20 protein-coding genes and 1 tRNA gene are annotated in these 21,820 nt (G+C 42.0%); 11 read left to right on the top strand and 10 right to left on the bottom strand.

The window, feature by feature from the left end:
* The 10 genes from H6G97_RS06900 to alr form a co-directional block, all read right to left on the bottom strand.
* Positions 1-162, bottom strand: a 162-nt coding sequence (locus H6G97_RS06900; protein WP_190938912.1) for an IS630 transposase-related protein, incomplete at its 3' end; no start/stop codon positions are given.
* Between the two features lie 44 nt (positions 163-206).
* On the bottom strand, positions 207-1,031 hold the full coding sequence (locus tag H6G97_RS06895; RefSeq protein WP_338421601.1) for an NACHT domain-containing protein: 825 nt from the start codon (positions 1,029-1,031) through the stop codon (positions 207-209).
* A 150-nt stretch (positions 1,032-1,181) separates the two neighbouring features.
* Positions 1,182-1,622 carry a hypothetical protein gene (locus H6G97_RS06890; RefSeq protein ID WP_190939917.1) on the bottom strand — a complete coding sequence of 147 codons (441 nt, stop codon included), beginning with the start codon at positions 1,620-1,622 and terminating at the stop codon, positions 1,182-1,184.
* A gap of 199 nt (positions 1,623-1,821) precedes the next feature.
* Positions 1,822-4,836, bottom strand: coding sequence for a hybrid sensor histidine kinase/response regulator (locus H6G97_RS06885; RefSeq protein ID WP_190939916.1), 3,015 nt, complete (start codon positions 4,834-4,836; stop codon positions 1,822-1,824).
* Positions 4,837-5,049: 213 nt separating this feature from the next.
* The gene (locus tag H6G97_RS06880; RefSeq protein WP_190939915.1) at positions 5,050-7,356 is read right to left on the bottom strand and encodes a methyl-accepting chemotaxis protein; all 2,307 of its coding nucleotides are present in this window, start codon (positions 7,354-7,356) and stop codon (positions 5,050-5,052) included.
* A gap of 62 nt (positions 7,357-7,418) precedes the next feature.
* A complete protein-coding gene (locus tag H6G97_RS06875) occupies positions 7,419-7,916 on the bottom strand; it encodes a chemotaxis protein CheW (protein ID WP_190939914.1) in 498 nt (165 codons plus the stop codon).
* A 4-nt stretch (positions 7,917-7,920) separates the two neighbouring features.
* On the bottom strand, positions 7,921-8,298 hold the full coding sequence (locus H6G97_RS06870) for a response regulator (protein WP_190939913.1): 378 nt from the start codon (positions 8,296-8,298) through the stop codon (positions 7,921-7,923).
* A gap of 62 nt (positions 8,299-8,360) precedes the next feature.
* Entirely contained in the window at positions 8,361-9,428 is a 1,068-nt protein-coding gene (locus tag H6G97_RS06865; RefSeq protein WP_190939912.1) for a response regulator, read from the bottom strand.
* Between the two features lie 1,023 nt (positions 9,429-10,451).
* Positions 10,452-10,533: transfer RNA gene (locus H6G97_RS06860), tRNA-Leu, on the bottom strand.
* Positions 10,534-10,643: 110 nt separating this feature from the next.
* Positions 10,644-11,831 carry an alanine racemase gene (gene alr / locus H6G97_RS06855; protein ID WP_190939911.1) on the bottom strand — a complete coding sequence of 396 codons (1,188 nt, stop codon included), beginning with the start codon at positions 11,829-11,831 and terminating at the stop codon, positions 10,644-10,646.
* A 510-nt stretch (positions 11,832-12,341) separates the two neighbouring features.
* Between alr and H6G97_RS06850 the strand changes: the two genes are divergently transcribed.
* The 11 genes from H6G97_RS06850 (at position 12,342) to H6G97_RS06800 (ending at position 21,796) form a co-directional block, all read left to right on the top strand.
* Positions 12,342-12,839 (top strand): HNH endonuclease, encoded by a 498-nt coding sequence (locus tag H6G97_RS06850; protein WP_185584956.1) that lies wholly within the window; start codon positions 12,342-12,344, stop codon positions 12,837-12,839.
* 518 nt (positions 12,840-13,357) lie between these two features.
* A complete protein-coding gene (locus H6G97_RS06845) occupies positions 13,358-14,641 on the top strand; it encodes a DHH family phosphoesterase (RefSeq protein WP_190939910.1) in 1,284 nt (427 codons plus the stop codon).
* A 199-nt stretch (positions 14,642-14,840) separates the two neighbouring features.
* Positions 14,841-15,038, top strand: coding sequence for a hypothetical protein (locus tag H6G97_RS06840; RefSeq protein ID WP_190939909.1), 198 nt, complete (start codon positions 14,841-14,843; stop codon positions 15,036-15,038).
* Positions 15,039-15,266: 228 nt separating this feature from the next.
* The gene (sixA, locus tag H6G97_RS06835) at positions 15,267-15,761 is read left to right on the top strand and encodes a phosphohistidine phosphatase SixA (RefSeq protein WP_190939908.1); all 495 of its coding nucleotides are present in this window, start codon (positions 15,267-15,269) and stop codon (positions 15,759-15,761) included.
* A 107-nt stretch (positions 15,762-15,868) separates the two neighbouring features.
* A complete protein-coding gene (locus H6G97_RS06830; RefSeq protein WP_190939907.1) occupies positions 15,869-17,005 on the top strand; it encodes a citrate synthase in 1,137 nt (378 codons plus the stop codon).
* 330 nt (positions 17,006-17,335) lie between these two features.
* Positions 17,336-18,454 carry an NADH-quinone oxidoreductase subunit NuoH gene (gene nuoH, locus H6G97_RS06825; RefSeq protein ID WP_099102629.1) on the top strand — a complete coding sequence of 373 codons (1,119 nt, stop codon included), beginning with the start codon at positions 17,336-17,338 and terminating at the stop codon, positions 18,452-18,454.
* Between the two features lie 104 nt (positions 18,455-18,558).
* Positions 18,559-19,143 carry an NAD(P)H-quinone oxidoreductase subunit I gene (ndhI, locus tag H6G97_RS06820; RefSeq protein WP_190939906.1) on the top strand — a complete coding sequence of 195 codons (585 nt, stop codon included), beginning with the start codon at positions 18,559-18,561 and terminating at the stop codon, positions 19,141-19,143.
* Between the two features lie 139 nt (positions 19,144-19,282).
* A complete protein-coding gene (locus H6G97_RS06815; RefSeq protein WP_190939905.1) occupies positions 19,283-19,897 on the top strand; it encodes an NADH-quinone oxidoreductase subunit J in 615 nt (204 codons plus the stop codon).
* A gap of 149 nt (positions 19,898-20,046) precedes the next feature.
* Positions 20,047-20,352: an NADH-quinone oxidoreductase subunit NuoK gene (gene nuoK / locus H6G97_RS06810; protein WP_006199065.1), complete on the top strand. Its 306-nt coding sequence runs from the start codon at positions 20,047-20,049 to the stop codon at positions 20,350-20,352.
* A gap of 6 nt (positions 20,353-20,358) precedes the next feature.
* The gene (locus H6G97_RS06805) at positions 20,359-21,279 is read left to right on the top strand and encodes an NAD(+) kinase (RefSeq protein ID WP_100898810.1); all 921 of its coding nucleotides are present in this window, start codon (positions 20,359-20,361) and stop codon (positions 21,277-21,279) included.
* Positions 21,280-21,472: 193 nt separating this feature from the next.
* Positions 21,473-21,796, top strand: a complete 324-nt coding sequence (locus H6G97_RS06800) for a DUF3303 domain-containing protein (RefSeq protein ID WP_199349272.1) — start codon at positions 21,473-21,475, stop codon at positions 21,794-21,796.
* Positions 21,797-21,820 lie beyond the last annotated feature (24 nt).

The following is a 21,820-nucleotide window of genomic DNA, read 5'->3' as shown; positions in this document are numbered from 1 at the left end:
TAATGCTTGATAATCTCCAGTGCTGGCTTTTCGTTGCAGCCATAGGTTGATTGTGTTTCGACTGATTTGAAAAACTTGCGCTGCTTCCGTTTTGTTCATCCCGTCTAACTCTATTGCCTGAATTACCTTCTGGCGTAAGTCGTAACTGTAAGGTTTTGGCATGAGCTTTCCTTGAGCTGAACGCTTCATCTGTATCTAGTTTTACTTTACTCACTAATTATACTGTTTGTCCTAACCGCCTTGGCGCTTGCTATACCATCTCCCGATTGCCAATTTAAACACAGGAGCGTCAACCGCAAAGGATTTTTCACTAAATCTTGAATCCGTTCTTTACCTGATTCTTTTAACGCAGTACATAACTGCTTTCCAGTTTCAGGAATAGCAGCGAACCATTTCTGAATAAATCTCTCTACCTGTTCTGGATAAGAAAAATCTAAACTGCGATAGATATCAAAATCATCAAGTGCATTAATGGTTCCATCCCACAAATTAACCCGACAGGTCAGCACAATTCGCACTTGAGAAATTAACCCCCCTCCACGAAATTGTCGTGCAATCTCCGTTAGAGGATTAGATGCGGACATTTCATCTAACCCATCTAACAACAGCCAGACATTCTTTTGATTAAACAGAGCAACAAAATCATCCTTCAGTTGCTTAGTGGCTTCAGCTTTACCTATTTTCTCAGCTACCTGAGTCAACCAAGACTCGAACAGATAAGATTTTAGTTCCTGACCTCGCAAATCTGCTAAAGATACCCAAATGACAATCGACTGGTCAATCTCACGAGATACCCAATCAGCAATCTGCTGTAATAGTGTTGTCTTTCCTGCTCCTGGTTCGCCAATAATCGCAATTCGCTTACCTTGACTTTTAGGCGTGTTTTTCTGTTTGAGAACTTCATCTAGAAAAACATTATGCTCAAATGTTTTGGTGATTTCTGTTTCTTTGTACAGTTCTGACCCCCGTTCTGGAGAAATATCACCTTGAGGCTTGGATGGTTTTTTGCGCTCAACTAATCCTAGTGGCACATAAACATCATCAACTTGCAGGGCGACTCCTTCAGTTGATGTCAGAGGATTTGTAGTTAGCTTGCGCCGTTCTACCAGTATTTCACGGCAGATTTTACGCCAGTCATCGGGAGTTAACTTTGTCCCATCCTCCCCTTGAGACGACTGTAGTCAAAACGTGAAGTTATTAGTTTGATTATTTATCTGTCCTTGGTTTACAACCCCGATTTTTTCTGCTAGCTGCGTCAGATTTTGAATGGTTGGCTGTTGAGACTTGAGGGTATTTTCGATTTCTTGAATTTTTTGAGTGAGTTTTGGTTCTGCTTTTGCTGCTGCTTCCACTTCCACAACTGCTTGAGCGATTTCTGGATCTTGTTCTGCTGCTGCTTTGAGTTCTAGCACTGCTTGACCATAATCTAAACGCTGCGGTTCATTTCCCTCTACAGCATTGGTGAGTAATGGCGATTTATTCTTCTGGCGGAGCTTTTCTATTAACTTACCACCTAGCGTCCATGTAGCATCACCAAGGTTTTCGCCGATTTTCTCCTGTGCTTTAGTCCAAAGTGTAGTTGCGATCGCAGTAGCAACAGCAGTCAGTGTTACAGTTACCATAAATTCACTACAAATTGAGTTGATGTAGAGATTGTTTCAATTGACACAAATGGTATCACGAAAAAGCTAGGCATCTGAAAAACCCAAATTTTTGCCAGTACCCTTTAACCCGCGCAGGCGGGTTTTGTCTGTGTAGCCGCGACTTCTAGTCGCCAGGATACTAATACCAATTCAATTAATGATTGCAGATTATGAATTATTAATTAGATGCTGCCTTCTCTGCAACATTACGAATTATTTCCTCCAGCGTTTGCAATAACTCTTGCTCGTTATAAGGTTTAGAAAAGTAAGCTCTAGCACCCAATTGCATCGCCAACTGCCGATGTTTGTTACTACTACGAGAAGTCAGCATGGCAACTGGAATATTTTTTGTATCAACGTCGGAATTCACCTTACCTAAAAATCCATAACCATCTAAACGAGGCATTTCAATATCACAAATTACCGCCTCAACCCTCAATCCGCTATGGAGTTTTTCTAAAGCATCTTGACCATCTTTCGCTTGCTCTACTTGATACCCGCCTTTTTCCAGAGTTAAAGCTAAGAAGCGGCGAACATTAATTGAATCATCTACAATTAAAATTGTGCCTTTCTGTTTAACCGATGCTGCTGATATTTTCTCTTCATCAAATATCAGGAATGGTGTTTTTAACCTTGCCGATGGTAATTGAGTACCTCTATGAGTTCGCCGATTTGTAGCAATCCAATACAGCAACTCATTAACATTAACTAGTGGCACTACTCGACCATCACCATAAATTGTGCAATTACTGAAGCCTTCAGGTAAAGGTATATTTCCCTCAACTTGACGTACAGCAACTTCTTGTTCACCCCAGCAACGGTCTATTTGGATTGCTACTAACTGATTATTGCCTTTGACTACTAACACGCTGTTACTATTAATTGCTGCCGGAATCTCCAACTCTGGGCTATCATAACGCAAGCAATTAAACTCTAAATAACGAGTCAGGCGAATTAGTGGCAACATATTTCCTTGCCAATTCAGAACTTCGCTACCTGCCATTTGCAAAACTTGCTCGTCTTGGAGTAAAGATATTTCTGAAATGACATCTGTAGGAAATGCCAATAGAATCTTGTTGATTTCTACCAGCAGAACTCGTGCAACAGAAAGTGTAAATGGCACTGATAGGGTAAAGGTAGTACCAACTCCGGGTTCCGTATCAACTTTGACATCTCCTCGAATTAATTTGAGGTTGTTACGAACTACATCCATACCGACACCGCGACCAGATAATGCTGTCACTTGCTCGGAGGTGGTAAAACCTGCTTCAAAAATGAGTGATAATAGTTCTTCATCACTAGCATTAGCCAGTAGAGAAGCATCTAATCCCATCGCTAAAGCGCGGGTGCGAATTTTCTCTAGAGAAATGCCCCAACCATCATCACGGATCGTAATCAGAGTGCGATTACTGCGGTGGGTAGCTTTAATTTCAATTAATCCTTGTTCTGGTTTACCCAGAAGGCGACGGGTGGCAGAGTCTTCGATACCGTGATCGAAGGCATTTCTTAATAGGTGCATTAAAGGTTCGTTTAATGCTTCTAAAATGCTGCGTTCAATTAAAGTATTACCACCTTCAATTTTTAACTGGACATTTTTTCCATACTCGACATTTAAATCGCGCAAAGCTCTCGGAAAACGTTCGACTAAATCAGATAGTGGCCGCATCCTAATGTGATTTAGTTTAGTCTGTAACTGTTTCGATGTTTTGTTGAGTTTACGAGCAATTTGGTCGGTATCATCAACACTGAGTTGCACATCAGTTGTGACTTCCTGAACTTGAACAATGGTTTCCATAACTTCCTGCGATCGCAGGTTTAAATCGTTATAGCGATCCATTTCTAAGGCATCAAATCCCCTATCTGTCTCTTGTGTTTGATGACCATTTTCAGCTTGCACCCTCACCCCAGCAGCTTGAGTGGAAATTTTGTCGTAAGCTATACGTAAATCCTGATTTTCGCGGTCGAGAACTTGGACTCGCTGGTTGAGGTTACGAACGAGTTTACGTAATCTTTCTAGTTGCGAGTTTAAGCCATTGCGCTGAACAATCAACTCACCAAATAAATCATTAATTTGCTCTAGTTGTTTGCTAGGAACTCGGACAGTATTTTCATGGATTTCCCGATCTTTAGCAACGCCAACTTGCTCTCCTTTATTTTCGGCAAATCTGCCCTCTGGAGGATTATTTTCTTTAGCAAATATTGTATTATGTTCAGTAACATTGACACCATTTACCTCATCAGCAAATTCTGCGTCTACAAACGTAAAATTAGTTGCAATTGCTTCATCTTTAATCCAAGTTTCTGGAGTGATTTCGGCTTGCCAAACAGATGTGTCAATCATATCTGGGTTAGCTGTATGTGTGGCAATCAACTTTGGTATTACTTCTGCTGGTAATAATGGCTGCGATCGCGTGTAATTACCCAACTCAATTTCTGTAGGTAAATTATCTAGTTGATTTGTCAATATCAAAGCTTGCGATCGCCGCCATGCTTGCAATGCTAACTGAGCAATTTCGGGAATGCGATTGCTGCTCACAGCTTCTAATTGCTGCGTTACTGACTCACAAAGCTTGGTAAAAGCTGCCAACTGAAGCATTTCCCCTAAACCGCCCAATTCAGCCGCCATGATGACTATTTCTTCATGCAAACCGGGCTGTTCGCTATCTGCCAATATAGATTCTAGACGCTGTAAACACCCTTCTACTTCTGTGCCAAATAGCAAAGGGATAACGTCTTGCCCATCCTCTGGGGATAGCATGGTGGAAGCATCTTCCGGGGTGGGGTCGCCCAAGCGATCGTGCAACTCATCAAAAATTGGATAACAAAAGGTTGCTAACCACGCATCTTCAACAACATTGCCTTCTGCAAGCAATTCAACAATCTGACGTAGCCAATCAACTCCAGATAGCAATAAACTTTGCAACTGAGTATCAATTTCTAAAGAATTTTTTTTAGTTTTTAAAACTTTAAAAGAATCTTCTAGACGATGAGATAAATCACTTAGCGATCTAAATCCCATCATCCCCGCGCCACCTTTGATAGAATGAGCAGCCCGGAGTGCAGCATTAATTTTATCCAAATCGATGCGGTTAGTAGTATCGATTTCCAACAATACCCCTTCTAAGGTATTTAAATAATCAATTGCTTCTTCCAGAAACTGCATCTGGATTTCTAATTCTTTGTCTTGTAACATAGTTTTTATCCTTAGTCATTGGTCATTAGTCATTGGTCATTAGTCATTGGTCATTAGCCATTAGTTAAAAGACTTCCAAATAAAAAATATCCAAAAACTACTCTCTCTTCCTCATTCCTCTGTGTTCTCTGCGTCTCTGTGGTTCGTTGGGTAATTTATTTCTTGGAAGTCCTTAAAAGACAAAAGACAAAGGAAAAATAACAAATGACAAACTTAACTAACCTTGAAAGTCTCGACAGTCTCTTGCAACTGTTGGGAAATCTCCACAGTTTGTTGCAGAGATTCGGAAACTTGGCGAGAAGAATCGCTGGTGCGTTGTGATATGGCAGCGATATCTTTCATCAACTGGCTGACACTTTGCGATGTTTCTACTTGAGATGCAGTTGCAGTGGAAATTGACTGCACTAGGAAATCAATTTGACACGATACATCCAAAATTTCACCCAGACTTTGTTTAGCCTCCTCTACGATGCGGGTACCTTCCACCACTTGGGTAGTGCCTATTTCCATTGCTTGCACTACTTCACTGGTTTCTCGTTGGATATTTTCAACAATTTGTTCAATTTCCTGGGTTGCTGCGGCACTTCGGACTGCTAATTCGCCGACTTCTTCAGCTACGACGGCAAAACCTTGACCTTCTTCACCTGCACGCGCTGCTTCAATGCCAGCGTTAATGGCAAGCAAGTTGGTTTGGATGGCAATTTGGTTAATTAAGGAGACTACACGAGAAATTTGTTGCGAAGACTCTCCCAAGCGTTTCACTTTTTTAGCAGTTTCACCAACGGTTTCGCGCAAAGACAGAATATTTTGCACTGTCAAATCCATTGCGTGTTCACTCTTGGTAGCAGTGTGAGCGGCGTGGTTAGCAACAAAGGCAGCTTTTTCGGCGTTTTCGGCTACGGCTTGCATCGATTGCGTCATTTGGTCAACAGCATCAAGAGTGTGGTTGATTTCAGCAGCTTGTGTAAGTGCTTCCTCTGCGAGATGGCGGATGGCTCCTTCGTTAGAGCCAATAGCACTATTCACATGGGTAGCAGCTTCTTGAACTTGGGTAACAATATCGCGCAGGCTTTCGACAATGGAGTTGAAAAAGTCGGCAACAGTGCCTATTTCCCCGGCTGTCACGTCTGCACGTACTGTTAAGTCGCCTCTGGCTGCACCTTCTACGTCGTTGAGCAATTGTAAAAGTTGCAGTTGCAGTGTTTCGTTTTGCTGCCGTTCGTCCTCAGAACCGATGACTGCAACATTCCTAGATTGCCCTTCAACGTCTAGTTCCTGTTCCTTTAAGACCTGCAATTGTTCGGCTATAAGGTTGATATTTGCACTCAATAACCCTAATTCGTCTTCTCTTTCGATTTCCAGACGGGTATTGAATTTACCTTGACCTAACTTCGCTAATGCCGCACTCGCATTGAGAATTGGCTGTGTAGTAACTTTAGCTAACCGAGATGCGATCGCACCGACAATCAATGCTGTCAGTGCTGTACCAATGCTGAAAATCCACAATAATTGTCTTTGTGGCTCAAATACAGTTGCGGTGTCTGTAGATAAAAGTACCTGCCAGTTTAAATCAGGTAAGCCATCTACCGTACTCGCTGGTACATAGCTAACTAGTTCTTGTTTTTTCTGAGTTTTAGGAACTTCTATAAAACTATCTAGCTTTTTGGCTGCCAACAGTTTCGGTAAATTAGAATACTCTCCCTTTGCCTCTTTCCCCAATAATGCCTGTTGTGGACTCAATAAAACTTTTCCCGAAGCATCGAGCAAATGGTATTGTTGTCCCTTGCCTAGGTAGTTTTTAATTACTTGCTCTAAAGATTTTACGGGCATACGTGCTTGTACCACGCCAATAGTTTGGCCCGTCCTTGTCTCTTTCACAGGTGCAGCTAGATAAATACTGACGACACCAGTATTTTTTGCTGCTTCCGGTTTGCTAATTATAGGAGTATCTTTTTGTAAAACGTTTTGAAAATAGGTACGATCTTTTTGATTGTCCAGGGGTTCGCCTGTAGATTGCACAATCAAGTTACCTTGGCGATCAAAAACAGCGACACTGTCATAAGCTTTGTAAACTTCAACAATGCGATTTAGAACTGCTTGCTTATCTAGAGTACTGACACCACTTTGCGAATTTGCCAAAAAAGGCAAACTTGATATTACCTGAATATCTCCGTAGCGTCCCAGCATGAAGCGGTTAACTTTATCACTTAAACCCGTTACTTCAGCTTGTTGAGATTGAGTAATTTGTTTAGTAACCGACTTATTGACAAAACCAAAAGCGATCGCGCCGATGGTCAATACTGGTATTGTACCGATTGCGATCGCGAAAATAGTCGCTTTCTTAACCAATCCCAGCCTTATAAAATAGCCAATAGCCTGATTCAAAGAAGAATTATTAGCAGTTTCAGTAGCCAGCTTAGTTGGTAGCTTTACGACAGTTCCAATACCTTTTTGAGATGAAATCAGTGATGCTCGATTTGGAGCGCTATTACCTTGATTCGTGTTGGTTTTATTAAACATAAAAGTAGTTCTCCTAAGTATGTGAATAAGAATACTAAAAATATTTTTTTTAGTAGTACACCCTAATCACTGCGGAGAATAGAAGACTGTACAATTGCCTGTCCATCTAATACCAGTAATATTTGTTCCTCTTGCACACCGCACCCACATAAATAAGGAACTAAACTGGATGCCACTTGTCCTATAGGAGAATGAATATCATCAACGATGAACTTGGTTGTACCTTTTATTTCTTGCACAACTAAGCCTAACACCAATGATTCCACTTGAATAACGATCACATTGTATTGTCGCAGTCGATAATCTAAAGATTCTAAATTGAGCATTCTTGGCAAATCAACAACCCAAATTATCCGACTCCGCCAATTCATTAATCCTAAAATGCAGGGCGGCATATTGGGCATCGAAGTAATAGATTCAACAGGCACAATAATTGCTTCTTGTGTATGCCTCATTGACAAAACAGCAGTAGTTTGTTGATTTAGCTGAAACTTTAGATAACCATCTGCCAAGTTATTTAAAGTTGGTTTTGAAGAAAGAGTAACGTTTGTACTAGTCATTGATTCAAATTACCACTGATTTAATAGTACGTAGGAGAAGTTCGCGGGTGTAAGGTTTAGTTATATAAGCATCTGCACCTTGCCTCATTGCCCACAAACGATCAATTTCTTGATTTTTTGAACTACAAACCACAATCGGCACTTTTGCAGTAATCGGATTTCTTCTCAAAGAACGACACAATTCAAATCCACTCATTTCTGGCATTACGACATCAGTAACGATCGCATCAGGTTTTTGTAACACCGCTTTTTCTAAACCCTCTTTTGCACCACTTGCTTTAATTACGTTGTAACCACTTTCTTTCAAATAATGGCTCATTAATTCCAATTCACTGGGAGAATCTTCGACAATTAGAATTGTGCCAAGCAAAGTCAGGCTCACTATTAAATCTCCTAAAAAATTAAATTAAACATATTTTGTTATTTTTATTTGCCTTGTTGAAATCAATCAAGATGCTTAAAAACCATTTTTAGCAATTCTGACTGGGTAAAAGGCTTAGTTAAATATCCTGATGATCTGACGATTTTAGCCTTTGCCCTGTCAATAAATCCCGTTCTACCAGTCACCATAATGATTGGTGTATTTTTAAAAGTTGAATGTTTTCTTAACAAAGAACATAGCTTATAACCATCTAAGCTTGGCATTTCCACATCTAGCAAAATCAGATCAGGTTTACTCCGCAGAATTTGCATTAAAGCTTTTACCGGATCGTTAATCATCACAACAGAAAATGTGTTTTCATCCAGAAAGTGTTTAATGGAATTCAAAACTGTTTGGCTATCATCAATGCAGGCAATTGTATATAGTTTTTTACCAACAGGTGGCTGAGTAGTTTTATTTTTTTCAGGAAGCTCAAAATTGATTGGTATCGGCAATTTTTGCCCAATTTTTATTTGCATCTGTGGCTTAAGTTGAGACAGTTGTGTTGTAGACAAAACTTGGGAACCCCCACCAGCCGGAATTGATGACTGGATATTTTGCCGATTTCTTAACTGCTTTTGGCAGTGTTCAACAAGTAATCGCAAGTCTAAGCGACAGAATTTTGGTAGTTCATCCAAAGAGCTTTCTGGACTGAATTCATAGCTACCTTCTTTTAAACATAGAAATGATTCCATTACTTCTTTTGCCAATTCATCTATCAGGCTTCCTGCCTGCACAGAAGTAATATAGCCCTGATTGACTAACCAACAAATAGCTTGGTAATCTGCATTTGGTATTGATTGATGTTCGTTCTTCGTCTCAAACATTAGCCGCATCTGCACGCGGGTGGCGCTGTTGAGAGCAGGAATTTGCTGGCTCAAACGCCGTAAGTGACTGTCAAGACGCTCAAACAGTTTATCTGAATAGGAGGCATAAGTAAGTTTACCGTCCTCTAGATAGATTGACCAAGAAACTATCCCGGTAAATACGCTTAAGCAACCTGTAGCACGCCGACTGGTTAATTGTGCCAACAGAGATAGCGGATGTAGTTTCTGGAACAACCTGTAGCTACCTATAGGAGTTGTGCTCATTTTCCTTTTACTTCAGCTAAATTCGATACGTGTAAGCTAAATTTGTGCAAAGTTATTCCACAATTGAAATCAAGTAAAAAGCATCAAATTTATGTATTTTAAAGTACATCGTTTGATATCTAGCTTTGTGGTGAAACTTAACGACAGTAACGTTATTTTCAGATGAGCAAATCTTAGTAAATTCGTAAATTGTGATTAATTTACTTACTTTTACTGAGATTTATAAACATCTTTCGAGAAATAAGACATAAAAATGTCAAGGCTAGATGAAGCCACTTTCCATTGAGTAACCCCAATATGACCACAGGAATAATACTGATTTTGTAAAGGTTAATATATTTGAACTTCTGTATTTACACTTAAATAAAATTTAGTCTTCAACTAGGTAAACACAATATGCAGCCACTTTGCATTGACTAACTTCAACTTGACCACAGCAATAATACTGATTTAGTTACAAGAATAAATTTATTTTTGAATATTCACACTTAAAAAGGTAGATTAAGCAGAATGCAAAACTTATCTTTTGTAGGATGTTTTACCGCCGAGAGTACGGTAGTAAAAACGCTCCAAATGGTGCGTTGCTTCTTTAACGCCCTCTATCGAAGAATGGAACTTATGTCATCGAAATAAGTAGGTAGGCATGATAAAACTGATATACAGCAGAATTTAGAATCCAGGAGCAAAGCCGGAGACGCTCCGCTTCTGGTTAGAATGGGCTACGTTCCGTTGCGCTAACAGAGCCAACGAAAATTGGAAGTTATATCATGTTCGGCAAATCACTTATAATATGTCATTGCGAATGCAACGAAGTGGAATGAAGCAATCGCAAAGGTTTGGGATTGCCGCGCTACGTTCGCAATGACATAAGTATTAAGTCGAACATGATATTATCTCTACGTTTCTGGAACTAGGAAAACATATTTTTATTTAAGTAACATTAAAATAGGCTGGTAAATATGCTTGAAGTTTTAACTCAAGTATCATTACCAGCCTAGATAAGGCAATTCAATTTGTTCAAAGTGCGGATGAAAGGACTTGAACCTTCACTCCTTTCGGAACTAGAACCTAAATCTAGCGCGTCTGCCAATTTCGCCACATCCGCATCAGTTTATTATCATACCATAAGAAATTATTTTTGGGAATAGGGAATGAGGGAGTAGGGGGAGAAGAATAACAATGCCCAATTCCCAATTCCCAATTCCCAATTCCCATTTACATGACTGCAACACGAGGCAGACGATGCTTGAAGCCACAGAGAATTTCCCAGGAAATAGTATTTAATTGTTCTGCCCAATCGTCTGCTGAAATTTGTTCTTTTCCCTGTTCCCCTAGTAAGGTGACTACTTCCCCTTCTTGGATATTAGGTATAGCACTCACATCCAGCATCAACTGATCCATTGTAATTGTCCCGATTTGCGGCACCCGCTGACCGCGAATTAACACCTGCATTTTGTTGGAAAGACTGCGAGGCACACCGTCAGCGTAGCCAATTCCGACGACGGCGAGGCGAAGTTCACGCGGGGCAATAAATTGATGACCGTAGCTAACAGCTGTTCCTGCGGCAATTGTTTTAACTTGGGTGACTCGTGCTTTAAGCTGCAAAACTGGCTTGAGGTCGATCGCATTTTGTAAATGGGTTGCTGGGTAGAGTCCGTAAACAGCTAAACCTACTCGCACAATATCGTAGTGCAATGCTGAATCTGTGAGTGTGGCGGCTGAGTTTGCCAAGTGCAAGCAGGGTGGTTGAATTCCCATTGCTTTGATTTGAGCGATCGCTTGCTCAAATCGTCTATGCTGTTCTTCCATTACCGTCGTATCAGGATCATCTGCTGTTGCCAAATGAGAATAAATACTGGCAATAGATAGATGTGGTAAGCGCTGGACTAACTGCACAAATTCACCGGCTTGCTGCCAATTAGTTCCCAACCTAGACATTCCTGTGTCTAATTTGATATGTACGGGCACTGGAGAACCATAATTCATCGATTCTAAAGTGTCGGAAAATACCAAAGCTTGTTTAGGGCTACTGAGTGTGGGCTGAAGTTTCCATTCTGCGATCGCATGAATCTGCTCTGTTGTATGAGTTGCCCCTAAAATCAAAATGGGCGCTTGAATCCCGCCTTCTCGCAATTGAATAGCTTCTGGAACTGTAGCGACTCCCAGCCAACTAGCTCCCGATTCGATTACAGTTTGGGCAACTGTCACCGCACCATGTCCATAAGCATCAGCTTTTACTACTGCCATCAACTGGGTACGCGGCGATAAAAACTGCACCAATTGCTGTACGTTATACGACAACGCCCCTAAATCAATTTCTACCCAAGCTCGTTGCGAAAACCACGCGTAGGTGTCGCACTGCTGATTAGTAATTACACCAGGGATTTGTTTGCGACTTAACATTTGTACTTACTCCTATCCCACCACAGCTATACTTTCAAGTTATTTATCTGTACACGCTCCTAAAAGCGAGATCAGATCAGATTAACTAGGAAGTTTAACCTTCATATTGGAATTGATACAAGATGTTGCGGTATTAAAGTAAAAATTAAGATTTGTGACTTAAAAGTGAAGAGTTAATGGAATTTAAGACTTATGCAAAAATTTTCTAAAACGAATGACACTAAAATAAGCGCAAACCCTTAAAATAATTATCTTTTGACCTTAAAAGTTCCATCCAAAGGAGCATGCCATTCAGCTAAAAACCATCTATCCAGATGAAAACATCGTTTTTTGCATTAAGCTACGGTAAGTTTTTCTTGCGTTTGGTTAGAAATTTTACTTCCTAACTCCTAACTTTTCATTCATAACTTAATTTCCGAATTCTTCCGAAAGTATAATTTATTATCATCTCCCTTGCAGGATGTATTTGTGTTAACATTTATGTAAAGCTAACACCCTGAGCGCAGATAAATGGGGAAGGTTTTAGTCTTAAACGCCTCTTACGAACCTCTCAATATAACGAGCTGGCGTCGCGCTGTCGTTCTGTTGATTAAGGGCAAAGCAGAACGCGTGGAACACAACGGTAAATTCCTTTACTCGGATTTCCCGTTGCCGACCGTGATCCGGTTGCGTCACTATGTACGTGTTCCTTATAAAGAAATTCCTCTGACTCGCCGAAATATATTGCACCGTGATGGTCATGCCTGTCAATATTGTGGCTACACAGGGGATGAGTTGACACTAGACCATGTAATACCGCGATCGCGCGGCGGAGGCGATAGCTGGGAAAACATTGTTACCGCTTGTGTCCGTTGCAATGTCAAAAAAGGCAGCCGGACTCCCCACGAAGCTCATATGCCTTTGCGTCATCCCCCTCGTCAACCTTATAGCAGCCTCTATTTCGAGGTGAGCAAACATCTTAAGAGTGGGCTGCATACAGAGTGGCAAAAGTATGTTATAGGTCTTTGAGCAAAAAAGTAGAGGGGTGCAAGGTCTTGCGCCCCTACAGTAAGATGTTTTTTTACTGAAAGTCCTTAAATTAGCAGAATTTTCAAAGGGGGGTATAAAACACGTATTATTCACCAAAAATAATTGTTAATTGCTCAATAGTCACAATAATGAGAATATTGAGCATAAGAATATTTCAAATATCAAGGACTAAGCCTAAAGTATAAAATAGAAAATATACCTTAAGTCAGAGAAAAATCCCGCTGATTAAATTTATGGAAGAGAGAAAAAACTCCTAAAACAGAATTATGCTGCCAGAGACAGCCTAATATACTAAACTTGCTTATTTAAAACCCCTGTACTCCTTTTAATGGAATTTAGTTGATTGTTGAGCGCTATTATTGATAAAAAATATACTTAGATATATAGTGCAATGTCTTGAGATTTTTGCGAAGATCATAATAATGTGGCTAAATTCAGTGAATTGCTGCTCGTAGTATTTCTGAATTAAAGGAGCCTCACACTTTAAAAAAGTTCCTATGTACTTGAATTCTCCCGTTACTCAATTTGAGAGTTTGTCGTTAAGCAAAGAGCCAAACCCAGAGGAACCTGAAATCGAGAAAGCGCCAGTGGAAGTTACCTTTAAGAGTCCGTCATTACCGCCATCGGTAGGTGAAGGAGCTATATATCTCAATCACCGTGGTAATTCTCTGGCACAACAAAAGTCAGAAGAACTGCAAAAAACCCTTCTGGCACATCGACATGATCGCCAACTGGTAATTCTGCAAGATTTTCCTGACCCTGATGCCCTTTCCTGCGCCTGGACTTACCAGTTAATTGCCCAGCAGTATGATATCAAATGTGAAATCATTTATGCTGGGGCATTAAGCCATCAAGAAAATATTGCCTTGGTGAGGCTGACTAATTTACCGATCCAACGCTGGACACCGCAAACCTTAAAAACCAAAGATTTGTCGTGTTATCAAGGTTTTGTATTAATTGATAATCAGGGAACCACTTCACAACTACTGTCATCGGTGCAGCAGGCTGGAATTCCCCTAGTGGTACTTATCGACCATCACAGTATACAAGGTGATCTGCAATCAGAGTTTGAGGATATCCGTCCTTATGTAAGAGCGACGGCAACAATTTTTACTCAATACCTGCAAACGGGATTATTAACATTAGATACCAGCATAAATCAACACGTCAAATGCGCTACTGCTTTGATGCATGGCTTGCGATCGGATACAAATCGGTTAATGCAAGCGCAAGAAGAAGACTTTATGGCAGCTGCGTATTTAAGCCGATTTTATGACGCTCAACTGCTAAACGCCATTTTACAAGCGAACCGTTCCAAGCGGGTAATGGATGTGATCGAGCGATCGCTCAAAAATCGTATCGTCCAAAATAACTTTTCCATTGCTGGGGTTGGTTACTTACGCTACGAAGACCGTGACGCCATCCCCCAAGCGGCTGATTTTCTCGTTACCGAAGAAAACGTTCACACCGCCGTAGTTTACGGTATTGTTCACGATGAAGACGAAGAACTAGAAATAGTCATTGGCTCCCTGAGAACCAGCAAACTCACCCTTGACCCCGATGAATTCATCAAAGAAGCCTTTGGACAAGATAGCGCAGGGCGCTTTTTTGGCGGTGGAAGGACAAGCGCAGGCGGCTTTGAAATTCCAATGGGCTTCTTATCCGGCAGCAACGAAAATTCCGCATACGCGAAAATGAAATGGGAAGTATTTGACACTCAAATTAAGCAAAAACTGCTGAGGTTGGTTAATCCGAGAGACAACCCCATTCAGTCGGAGTAGAGGGAACTCAAGGAGACGCGGAGAACTCCTAACTAATGCAGCAGTCAAAGTGTTTGTTCAGATAGCATCCTTTCCCGATTTTTGATAAAAGTCGGGAATTCGGGTTTTATGACGAAGGCTGAACTAAATCAAAGTTAACTTGCGCCTACCTATTTATTTGTGAAGAAGGAGCGCCATGAAGTTTATAAAACTCTAAATCTTGCAAACTCTGTATGAGCAAGAGTTTTATGCTTGGGTAGAGCAGACAGCAGAGCTTATCGCTGCGGGTCATGTTATCGCAGCACCAAAAGATGACCAATTAAAGCTTTATCTGACACAGCATTTGATTTATTGCGGTCTTATCGGCTTAGTCATAATTTGGCCATTCCTGATAGTCTCATTGCAGCTACAGCAATAGTGTGGAAGTACCCGTTTATCACAAAAAACCAACGGGATTACAGATTTATTCAAGGTTTAAACCTGTTGCCATATCCATAACTAGAATACCTAACGCCGCGTTGCACCGGACAGATCCCATATCAATGAATACGTAATAATGATTAAAATTAGGATAGGTTCATTGACAGCAGACGTAAATCCTAACTAAGCACGGGCTACGCCCTGTTACGCTAATAAAACTAAAAGTATGGAACTATATTTAATTCGTCATGGCATTGCCGAAGACAAGGGATTAGGCATCAAGGATGAAGAGCGCAGCCTTACCAAGGAAGGACGGCAAAAAACTGAGAAAGTTGCCCAGCAACTTGTTAAATTGGGATTAAACTTTGATTTGATTCTCACCAGCCCCTTAGTACGTGCCCGCCAAACGGCTGAAATCCTTATAGCAGAAAAACTAAGCTCCAAATTAGAGGAATCTAGCCACCTTGCCCACGATGGTCAAATTTCGAGTTGGCTAAAAGACTGGTTAGAGCCAAGAAATTATTCCCAAAATACCCAATTGGCACTGGTTGGACACGAACCTGATTTGACCAATTGGGCAGAAATTCTTTTATGGGGGGAAGTGAAAGGAAGCTTAGTCTTGAAAAAAGCAGGTATGATTGGGATAAAACTACTAGAAACAGGTTCTCCTCTGGGTCGGAGTCAGATGTTTTGGTTGACACCACCCAAGTACCTGCTATAACAGTTTTTCAACATTTCCAATTGTTGTAAGAAGGGCTACTGTTATAGCGACAATAATTTCTGGTAAGTTAGCTTGATCAGATATTTCACAAAGCGAATGGTGGTGCCATGATGGTGTGCGAATACAAGCCTGGTTTAGAAGGCATTCCCGCCGCCCAATCAAGTATCAGCTATGTTGATGGGCAAAAGGGAATACTAGAATATCGTGGCATTCGGATTGAGGAACTAGCAGAAAAAAGTACATTCCTAGAAACTGCTTATCTCTTAATCTGGGGCGAACTGCCAAGCAAGGAAGAATTGAAAGCATTTGAGCATGAAGTTCGTTACCACCGGCGGATAAAGTACCGCATTCGGGACATGATGAAATGCTTTCCTGAAAGCGGCCACCCAATGGATGCGCTGCAAGCCTCTGCTGCTGCTTTAGGGTTATTTTATTCGCTCCGGGATTTACATAATCCTGCCTACATTCGGGATTCAGTGGTGCGCCTGATAGCAACCATTCCCACGATGGTAGCAGCGTTCCAACTGATGCGAAAAGGCAATGACCCGATACGTCCCCGTGATGACTTAGACTACTCCGCCAACTTTCTATACATGCTCGATGAGAAAGAACCCGATCATTTGATGGCGCGGATTTTTGATATCTGCTTGATACTTCAAGTTGAGCATACAATGAATGCTTCTACTTTCAGTGCCAGGGTGACAGCTTCCACCTTGACTGATCCTTATGCTGTGGTTGCTAGTGCCGTAGGAACTTTGGGAGGGCCCTTGCATGGTGGAGCCAATGAAGAAGTAATTCAGATGTTGGAAAAAATTGGCTCCGTGGAAAATGTCCGTCCCTACATAGAGCATTGTCTGCAAACTAAATCTAAGATTATGGGCTTTGGACATCGTGTGTATAAAGTAAAAGACCCACGAGCCATAATTTTACAAGGACTAGCAGAGCAACTGTTTGAAAAGTTTGGGCATGACAAGTTTTATGACATTGCTCAAGAAATGGAACAAGTGGTAGGGGAAAAACTAGGTAGCAAAGGGATTTATCCCAATATTGACTTTTACTCAGGTTTGGTGTATAGGAAGATGGGAATTCCCACAGATTTGTTTACACCAATATTTGCGATCGCTCGCGTTGCCGGTTGGTTAGCCCACTGGAAAGAACAACTAGCAGAAAACCGGATTTTCCGTCCTACCCAGGTTTATAACGGTCGGCACGAAGTTACTTATACTCCCATTGAGCAACGGTAACTAGGGATGGGGCATGGGGCACGGGGCATTGAAAAGAGGCAGAGGGGCAGGGGGCAGGGGGGAAAACTCTTCTCCCTTATCTTCCCCTGCTCTCCTGCTCCCTCATCCCCCTTATCTCCTCAATAGCAATCTCAATGCCAACCATAAGTAGAAGTTCTTATCTCGCTTCAGGGTGGTCAAACCATCCAACGATATACTAGGCATGGGAATTGGCAACAAATTTTCAATCGGGCGTCATCACAGCAAAAATTATAAATGGGTGAATTTAGAGTTATTAATTCAAGTAATAGTTGTAACTCACCATGACTCGATGTCTTAAAGAGCGGAAACATGAATTCAGGAATTGACCTCCAAGGAACTTTTATTGAATCCCTCCGGGATTTAGGTATACCAGCAGGAACAGCCAAAGCGATTTGGATGCCGCTGCCAATGATACTAATGCTGATTGGGGCAACAGTGGGGGTATTAGTTGCTACTTGGCTAGAACGGAAAATTTCTGCCTCCGCACAGCAGCGAATTGGCCCAGAATACCAGGGCCCTTTTGGGTTGCTGGTGCCTGTAGCGGATGGTCTGAAGCTGGTATTTAAAGAAGATATAGTACCAGCCAAGTCTGACCCCTGGCTGTTTACTCTGGGGCCAATTATTGTTGTAATTCCGGTGTTTCTGTCGTTCCTGATTGTGCCCTTTGGACAGAATATCGTAATTAGCAATGTGGGCATGGGCGTATTCTTGTGGATTGCCTTGTCAAGCATTCAACCCATTGGTTTATTAATGGCTGGCTACGCATCTAATAACAAATACTCCCTCTTAGGGGGCTTGCGGGCAGCAGCGCAATCTATTAGTTATGAAATTCCTTTGTCATTGGCGGTGTTAGCGATCGCTATGATGTCTAACAGCCTCGACACAGTTGATATTGTCAATCAACAGTCTGGCTATGGCATTCTTGGCTGGAACATTTGGCGACAACCAATCGGCTTTCTCATCTTTTGGATAGCCGCCCTAGCTGAATGCGAACGATTACCCTTTGACTTACCCGAAGCGGAAGAAGAAATCGTCGCAGGCTATCAGACTGAATACTCAGGTATGAAATTCGGTCTGTTCTACCTGGGTTCCTACGTTAACTTGATTCTTTCTTCCTTACTAGTAGCAATTCTTTACCTGGGCGGTTGGGACTTTCCCATTCCCCTCAACCTGATCGCTGGTTGGCTGGGAGTCAGTGAATTAAACCCCGTATTCCAGATAGTAACTGCGGCTTTGGGGATCACGATGACCGTGTTCAAAGCTTATTTACTAGTATTTGTCGCCATCCTGTTGCGCTGGACAGTGCCACGGGTACGGATTGACCAACTGTTAGATTTAGGATGGAAGTTTTTGTTGCCAGTTGGTTTGGTTAATCTTCTATTAACCGCCGCCCTAAAACTAGCCTTTCCCTTCGCCTTCGGCGGGTAATGAGAGAGTTAGGAGTTATGAATTATGAGTTATGAGTTTTTAATTAACTCCTCACTTTTAACTTCTCACTCCTAACTTTTATCCCCTTAAAAGAGAGACACAAAATGCTAAAGTTCCTGAAACAAGTTGGTGATTACGCCAAAGAAACAGTACAAGCTGCGCGTTACATTGGTCAGGGACTTTCTGTCACCTTTGACCATATGCGGCGGCGTCCGATTACCGTACAGTACCCTTACGAAAAACTGATTCCTGGCGAACGGTTTCGCGGTAGGATTCACTTTGAATTTGATAAGTGCATCGCCTGCGAAGTTTGCGTTCGCGTTTGTCCGATTAACCTGCCTGTAGTAGATTGGGAATTCGACAAAGCCAGCAAAAAGAAAAAACTCAACCACTACAGCATTGACTTTGGGGTTTGTATTTTTTGCGGTAATTGTGTGGAATTTTGCCCTACTAACTGTCTATCAATGACAGAAGAGTATGAGCTTTCCACTTACGATCGCCATGAATTGAACTATGACAGCGTAGCCCTAGGTCGTCTGCCCTACAAGGTAACAGATGATCCAATGGTTACACCACTGCGCGAACTAGTTTACCTACCCAAGGGCATCCTCGAACCACATGGACTTCCCGCAGATGCACCGCGTGCAGGTGCGCGTCCAGAAGACCTGGTGGAACAAACAGAAAAATAAATGTCATTTGTCATTTGTCCATTGTCATTTGTTCTTTGTTATTTGACCAATGACCAATGACCAATGACCAATGACCAATGACCAATGACCAATGACCAATGACCAATGACCAATGACCAATGACTAAGGACAAAAAACAGTGAATCTAGCGGAAGGAGTACAGTTTGTATCGCTCGGCATACTAGGCGTGATGATGATTGGGGCGGCCATTGGTGTGGTGCTGTTCTCCAATATTGTCTATTCTGCCTTTATGCTTGGGGGTGTGTTCATCAGCATAGCGGGAATCTACCTGTTGCTAAATGCTGATTTTGTTGCAGCTGCACAAATACTGATTTACGTTGGGGCGGTTAACGTTTTGATTTTGTTTGCCATTATGTTGGTGAACAAACGAGAAAATTTTGTTGCATTTCCCAACTCTTGGGTGCGGAAAGTACTTACGGGTCTGGTCAGTGTAGGATTGTTTGGTCTTTTAAGCACGATGGTGCTGGCTACTCCTTGGGCTTACTCAGCTGCTCCTGTGGCAGGTGGTGAAAGTTCTATAGTTTTAATTGGAGAACATTTCTTCACTGACTTCTTACTACCTTTTGAACTGGCTTCCATTTTGCTGCTGATAGCGATGGTAGGAGCAATTATTTTGGCACGTCGCGAGTATTTGCCAGACCAAGTTACGCCATCCGATCTGCGGAAAACTGTTTTGACTTTGCAAGAACGCCCCAGAGAACTTGTATCAACAACCAGCGAAACAAAAGAGTAATATTTGTGATTTATAGCAATTATTATTTGGATGGAATATGTCGTAGGGGCGTACAGATGTGCGCCCCTGCCTACTGTATTCTGCCGAATTGAAAACAGCCATAAGTCGCAGATAAACAGCCAGACTTTTCAGGAGGGATACTTAGATTCATGCAACTCCAGTACTTTTTATTACTAGCAGCAGCTTTATTCTGCATCGGCATCTACGGTTTAATTACCAGCCGCAACGCTGTGCGGGTGCTGATGTCAATTGAGTTACTGCTGAATGCTGTTAATCTGAATTTAATGGCATTTTCCAACTTCCTCGACTCAACATTAATTAAGGGTCAGGTTTTCACAGTGTTTGTGATCACCGTGGCCGCAGCCGAGGCGGCGGTGGGTTTAGCGATCGTGCTTGCCATTTATCGCAACCGCGATACCGTCGATATGGAGCAGTTTAATCTCCTGAAGTGGTAATTGTGCGTGCAACTCAAGCAGGTAATCATTGCTTATAAAGCGCGGGATGCCCGGAGTAAACAATGGGCAGAAATCTGTGCTAAACAACTAGAAAGCCGCGAGTGCCAGGTGTTGATGGGGCCTAGCGGGCCGAAAGACAACCCCTATCCTGTCTTTTTGGCTTCGGCGGCTCAACCAATCGATCTCGCCTTGGTACTCGGTGGCGATGGTACTGTATTAACTGGTGCCAGACATTTAGCCCCAGCAGGCATCCCTATTCTGGGAGTGAATGTGGGAGGTCATCTGGGGTTTTTAACTGAGTCAGTGGAAGAGTTTCAGGATACTGAGAAAGTTTGGGATCGACTGTTTGAGGATCGCTATGCTATCCAACGACGGATGATGTTACAAGCTGCGGTGTATGAGGGTCACGGGTCTAATTTAGAACCAGTTAGTGAGCATTATCTGGCTCTGAATGAGTTTTGTGTCAAACCTGCCTCCGCTGACCGAATGATTACTTCAATTCTGGAAATGGAAATTGACGGTGAGGTAGTCGATCAGTACGTCGGGGACGGGTTGATTATTTCCACCCCCACAGGTTCCACTGGTTACACTGTTTCTGCTAATGGGCCAATTATGCATGATGGTATGGAGGCGATTACCATCACTCCCATTTGTGCAATGAGCCTTTCTAGTCGCCCCCTCGTTTTACCCCCTGGTTCTGTAGTGAGTATTTGGCCTTTGGGGGATTACGATTTGAGTACCAAGCTTTGGACAGATGGGGTTTTGGGGACTTCAATTTGGCCGGGACACCGCGTTGATGTGCGGATGGCAGATTGTCGGGCTAAATTTATTATTTTGCGCGAGAACAATTCCTACTATCAGACGCTACGGGAGAAGTTGCTTTGGGCAGGTACACGGGTTCACTACAGCAATAATCACCGTAATTAATTAAGTATTTTAGAGTGCATTTACCGCAGATTGCGATCGCATACCCGCCCTAAGCGATCGCAACAAGAACACCGCAAGCATCGCAACCAAAATTATTTAAGCCCCTGGATAAATCCAGGGGCTTTCTCAAGGGAAGCAAAGGAAGAATTAGAAAAAAATTCAATTTACATAATCCAATGCTGATATGCTTTACATGATTGTTGAACACTTTAAAAATGAAGATCCTCTACCCGTGTATCGTAGGTTTCGGGATCAAGGTCGTCTTGCACCTGAAGGACTGATTTATGTTTCAAGCTGGGTCGATGAGAAAATGCATCGTTGTTACCAGCTAATGGAAACGGATGACTCAACATTGATTGAACAATGGATTGCTAACTGGAATGATATTGTTGATTTTGAAGTCTATGGAGTGCTTACGTCCAAGCTGCTGAACGTGTTACTCCTTTGCTTTAGATTGATGTTGACTATATCATGTAGTGTCTTCATCACTAATCATGCGATCGCTTTGAGCCTCTGACGATGAATCGAATAATAAATGCTG

This window comes from Nostoc flagelliforme FACHB-838 (genome assembly GCF_014698065.1).
Lineage (GTDB): Bacteria > Cyanobacteriota > Cyanobacteriia > Cyanobacteriales > Nostocaceae > Nostoc > Nostoc flagelliforme_B.
Note: the sequence above shows the minus strand (reverse complement) of the source record. Positions and strands in the feature narration are given on the sequence as shown.